Annotated in this window: 5 protein-coding genes; 1 reads left to right on the forward strand and 4 read right to left on the reverse strand. The window is 36.2% G+C overall.

Annotation, left to right across the window (positions count from 1 at the left end; genetic code table 11):
• Positions 1-169 precede the first annotated feature (169 nt).
• Complete coding sequence (locus tag BZK14_RS12515; RefSeq protein WP_077926799.1) at positions 170-910, reverse strand: MipA/OmpV family protein; 741 nt, start codon at positions 908-910, stop codon at positions 170-172.
• A 247-nt stretch (positions 911-1,157) separates the two neighbouring features.
• Here BZK14_RS12515 and BZK14_RS12520 point away from each other — a divergent pair, with 247 nt between their 5' ends.
• The gene (locus tag BZK14_RS12520; protein WP_077926800.1) at positions 1,158-2,168 is read left to right on the forward strand and encodes a glycosyltransferase family 2 protein; all 1,011 of its coding nucleotides are present in this window, start codon (positions 1,158-1,160) and stop codon (positions 2,166-2,168) included.
• Between the two features lie 64 nt (positions 2,169-2,232).
• Here the strand turns inward: BZK14_RS12520 and ispH are convergent, their stop codons facing one another.
• The 3 genes from ispH to BZK14_RS12535 all read right to left on the reverse strand — a co-directional run.
• Entirely contained in the window at positions 2,233-3,174 is a 942-nt protein-coding gene (ispH, locus tag BZK14_RS12525) for a 4-hydroxy-3-methylbut-2-enyl diphosphate reductase (protein ID WP_077926801.1), read from the reverse strand.
• The gene (lspA, locus tag BZK14_RS12530; RefSeq protein ID WP_077926802.1) at positions 3,167-3,670 is read right to left on the reverse strand and encodes a signal peptidase II; all 504 of its coding nucleotides are present in this window, start codon (positions 3,668-3,670) and stop codon (positions 3,167-3,169) included. Before lspA ends, ispH begins: the two co-directional genes overlap by 8 nt.
• On the reverse strand, positions 3,663-4,655 hold a 993-nt coding region (locus BZK14_RS12535), incomplete at its 5' end, for a class I tRNA ligase family protein (RefSeq protein WP_143691477.1). The genes lspA and BZK14_RS12535, both read right to left, overlap by 8 nt.

The raw sequence follows: 4,655 nt of genomic DNA on the forward strand, positions 1-4,655 counted from the left end.
AACTGCCCTCACAATTTGTAAAAATTTTCGGAGGATCGACATAATGAACAGTATCACCAAATGAACAATATTTTGCTTCATCCAATAGTAATTGGCGCTCATCGATTTGTTGCTTTGACATTTTATTATCTCCATTGAACATAAGTTTATAACTTATAAATGATTGCGCTTAGAACTGATACAAAACTCCAAGTTTCAGTAAAGAGCTCTCTTTTTTATTCACCATTGGGCTATTTCTAACTTTTTTACTTAAATATTCATAACGCCCTGTTACAGACATTTCCCACTGAGGTGCCACTTGATAAACAACACTTAGCTCAGCATAAGGATTAATGCCTGCTTTACTTTTGTATTGAGTTAATCCTGAACGATAGGATTCATTTGCTGAAATACCATAATAGTAATTATTATAACGACTGTTATAACCCACAATGCCAATATTAGGAATGAAGGTAATATTATCTGTTTCGATGACCGCAAGATAACCTATATCCAACGTCATACCTTTATTCCTACCTAGAATATCTGCGCTTAACTCTGTACTCAATGCACCATAAGATGTGATCAGAGTATAATCCACATTGGCCATAATGCTTGATTTGCGTTTATTTAACTGTTTCAGTTGCCAAGCTCGGCTATCCTTAGGTTTAAAACTTTGCCAATCATAACCCAACCCTAAACTCAGCTGATGATCTTCATTTTTTAAAAGATAAATACCAGCTTCATCTCCTTCTATATAAAAACGATTACCATCATAATGAATCATAGGATAAACAGTTACATCTCTCTTTACACTTTTATAAGGTAAGAACTCTACTTCACTCATCACCCCTAAACGCCATTCTTCTGCTAACACAAACGAACATAAGGCTAGCGCCAATACCACAATGCATACTAATTTTTTCTTCATATTAACAAGCCCATCTGTTTGCGCAACATTACCTATTAATTCAATATCTATTATTTAAAGGATGATTATTATCTCTAGTACTCAGCACACGGTGTAATTTAGCACAACACAACACCATAGGTCGATTAACATTATCAATTTAATTATCTACAACTCGAAATAGATTCCTTTTTAGACTCAGCTTGACTGATAATATTCATAAACAAAGATATAATGTATGTTCATTTAGAATAATCGGATAGCATTCATGAATAAAATTGGCATCATAGTTGTATTCTACAATTTAAGTCATTACGTTGAGGAATGTTTAAACTCAATTAAAAATCAGACATTTAAAGATTTTAAATGCATTTGTATTGATGACAGATCGACCGACGATACTTTTGAGAAACTACAACAATTTTCCAATAATGATGATCGCTTTGTTACTATACAAAATGAGAAGAACTACGGCTCGCCCTGCCATTCTCGTAACATTGGTATTGAAAATGTGAATGATTGCAAATACTTTATGTTCATGGATGGCGATGATTTATTGCATCCGCAAACAATGGAGATCTGTTTCAATGCCATTGAGAAAAAATCAGAATTGGATTTTATTGCATTCAATAAATTCACATTCGGCAATGTGTCTGAAATCAAAGATCAAAAATATGATGCTCAAAGCACTCCAATCACTGAGCACAATAACGCATTAGAACTATTCTTAAAACGAGATGCACAATCGCCAGATTCACCTGCCTGGAATAAGCTTTATCGCTACAATAGTTACAAAGAATTTTGTTTTTATGAGGACATCTTTTATGAAGATGATTATATGTATGCTCTACAACTATATGCAAAAACTAACCGTTTCGGAAAGGTCGATCTACCGCTATATTTCTATCGCCGCCATGAAGCAAGTGTAACATCAGGTTTACGTGCAGAACGATACTTAAACGATGCAACAACACGTTTAAAACATACTTACGATTATTTTATTACAGGCAATAATATCCCAACATCTGTGGATACTTTATTCCAACAACAAATGGCTAATGATGCTTATCGCATGATCGTAAGCAAGATCATTCGTAAAACTAAAGGCAAAGAATTACGTGCTCAATTGATTCCCATCGCACAACGAAATTTCCAAAGATTAATAGATGAAAAAATTATTGATCTCAAATATCTCTGTATAGCGAATCGCTTAGTAATTAAAGCTTTTTTGAATAATCAGCTAGGTTTAGCAAAACTATTGGCGAAAATTTTTGGATAAATATTTCATCCAAGAAAAAAGCATCCTGTTCGGATGCTTTCGTATTAATTCATAGATGATTTAATTAATCACGCAATTCTTTCGGTAATGGAAAGACGATTGTTTCAGGATTTTCTGATAAATTTTCTTGAAGAACTGCGCCTTCTTTAGCTAGCAATTCTAATACTTCTTTCACCAAAATTTCTGGTGCTGAAGCGCCAGCTGTTACACCGATATTTTCATGATCTTTCAAAACAGAAATATCAATATCATCCGCACGATCAATCAAGTAAGCAACGGCACCTTCTTTCTCAGCCAATTCACGCAAGCGATTTGAGTTAGAGCTATTCTTTGAACCTACAACAAAAATCAATGAGCATTTTTGAGATAATTCACGCACGGCATCTTGGCGATTTTGTGTGGCATAGCAAATATCATCTTTCTTCGGCGCTGAAATCACAGGAAAACGATCACGCAATTTGCCTATGATCTCTTTTGTATCATCTAAAGATAATGTCGTTTGCGTTACATAGCTGATGTTATCAGGATTATCAATATGAATTTTCTCAGCATCATCCATATCTTCCACAAGATAAATCTTGCCGCCATAAGATGCATCAAATTGTCCCATTGTACCTTCAACTTCAGGATGCCCTGCGTGACCAATTAAAATTGTATCACGTGCATTGCGCGCATCACGACTGACTTCCATATGCACTTTTGTCACCAATGGGCAGGTTGCATCAAAAACCTTTAAACCACGTTCTTGAGCTTCATTCTGAACAGCCTTAGATACACCATGTGCGGAGAAAATCACAATAGAATCGTCTGGCACTTCATGCAACTCTTTTACAAAAATAGCACCACGTTCACGCAAACCATCCACAACAAACTTATTGTGAACCACTTCATTGCGAACATAAATTGGCGCGCCAAACTGTGCCAATGCTTTTTCTACAATACCAATTGCACGATCAACCCCCGCACAAAAACCACGAGGGTTGGCTAGATAGACTTTTTTACTCATGATGCGAACGCTCAACAAAAGATGACAAAATGACTAAGCCTGCGCCAACTGAAACACAGATATCAGCAAAATTAAAAATAGGAAAATAATAAGTACCAAACTGAGTACTGATAAAATCTACCACATAACCATGCCAAATACGATCAATTACGTTACCAATTGCGCCTGCCATAATCAATGCTAATCCATAGGGCAAGATCCGTTCATGTGATTTACGTCGAATGATTAATATAGCAATAACAATTGCTGCAATAATTGCAATTACAATAAAAAACCAGCGTTGCCACCCAGAATGGTCCGCCAAAAAACTAAATGCTGCACCATAATTATAGGCTAAGCGCCAAGACAAAAAATCAGGAATAACTGTAATACCAGAGCCATAAGGCTCTAGATTTGTGTTAAACCACCACTTAGTCCCTTGATCAATCACAACACCGATCAAAGCCAAGACAAAGAAGATAGCAACCTTCTTTGTCTTTAAAGATGACTTAGGCATATTGACGATTCTCACCTTCTGGCGTCAAGTTAGTGATACAACGATCACACAAATCAGGATGATCTGCATGTGTTCCCACATCCTCACGATAATGCCAACAACGAACACATTTCTTGTGATTATTCACTTCGATTTCAACTGCGAATTGCTCATTTTCTAACTCAAATACTGCTAGATCATCAGTTTTATCCGCTAACGGTTTGACAGTTGCATAAGATGTTAACAGAACAAAACGTAATTCATCTTCTAGCATTGCCAATTTATCGAAAATACCCTGTGAACAATAGATTGTTGCATTCGATTGCAATGAAGAGCCAATTTCACCATTTGCGCGATGCTTTTCAATTTCTTTAGAAACTTCAGAACGAACGTTCAATAACATATCCCAGAAAGGACGATCAAATTTCGTATTTTCTAAAGGCACTAAACCTGTATAGAATTCTGCTAAGAAGATAGATTCTAAACGATCTGCATCTTTCTCACGCATATTCTGCCATGTTTCTTCTGCCGTGAATGACAAGATAGGTGCCATCCAACGAATCAATGCTTCCAATACATGGTGTAATGCTGTTTGGCATGAGCGACGAGCACGTGAATCTTTGGCACAAGTATATTGACGATCCTTCGTGATATCTAAATAGAAACTACCCAAATCAATCGAGCAAAAACTTTGTAGTTTTTGATAAATGTTATGGAACGAAAAATCTACATAATGTTCTGCAATTTCTTGTTGTAGCTGATGTGCGCGATCAATCACCCAACGATCCAATGGCAATAACTCATCCATTGGCACTGCATCTTTTTTGAAATCAAATTCGCCCGTATTTGCTAACAAGAAACGCACTGTATTACGGATACGACGATAGGTTTCTGATGTACGTTTTAAGATTTCATCAGATACAGGGATTTCACCACGGTAATCTGTTGAAGAAACCCATAAACGTAAAACATCCGCACCCATTTTATCCATCACATCTTGTGGCTC

Origin of the sequence: Wohlfahrtiimonas larvae (genome assembly GCF_002006755.1) — a bacterium.
GTDB classification, from domain to species: domain Bacteria; phylum Pseudomonadota; class Gammaproteobacteria; order Cardiobacteriales; family Wohlfahrtiimonadaceae; genus Wohlfahrtiimonas; species Wohlfahrtiimonas larvae.